This is a genomic window from Lentimicrobium sp. S6, from assembly GCF_013166635.1.
Classification (GTDB): domain Bacteria; phylum Bacteroidota; class Bacteroidia; order Bacteroidales; family UBA12170; genus UBA12170.
Window position 1 is genome coordinate 1 of record NZ_JABKBZ010000267.1, and the last position, 583, is coordinate 583.

Genomic DNA, 583 nt, shown 5'->3' on the forward strand with positions numbered 1-583 from the left:
GGATTTACCAGAATAAGGCATTATGGCTTTTTATCAAGCGCTTCTAAACGAAAATCATTGGCCATTATTCGTAGTCATCTAGGGGTATCCTCTTCATCAGAAAGCACTATATTGACTTGGCAAGAAATTGCTTTTAAAAAAATGGGGATACAGCCCGGTATTTGTAAATGCTGTGGCGGTGAAATGCTCATTATTCAAACTTTTACCAATAAGTTTAGAAACAATCATCAAAGAGCTCCTCCGGAAAACACTAAACCTTTGAAAGTAAGTATAAGTATATCAACACAATAAAAGAATATGAGTCATCTTAATGGAAGAATTATGCATCAATCAATCAAATAATCAGAAATAATCAGAATAACGACCCTGCTAAAATCAAAAAACAGAAAAGCTCTTGAATACTTCTAAACCCGAGTTCGATTATAAAAACAGAGCTAATTGATCGTCTTTCTCCAAATCATATTTTATAGAAGGTTTTTTAGCAAAGAATGAATATGCGATAAGAGCGGCGATAATATTGGAGATAAAATTTTCAAAACTTCTGTGCCTAGAATGTTCAATTTGGCACATGTTTTTTAGTTCA

At 32.9% G+C, this 583-nt stretch carries 2 pseudogenes; one reads left to right on the forward strand and one right to left on the reverse strand.

What is annotated here, in order from left to right:
* Positions 1-291, forward strand: a pseudogene (locus HNS40_RS22665) (hypothetical protein); the annotation flags it as partial.
* Positions 292-420: 129 nt separating this feature from the next.
* On the opposite strand, the pseudogene HNS40_RS23440 reads toward HNS40_RS22665, so the two are convergent.
* Positions 421-583: pseudogene (locus HNS40_RS23440) on the reverse strand (IS982 family transposase); the annotation flags it as partial.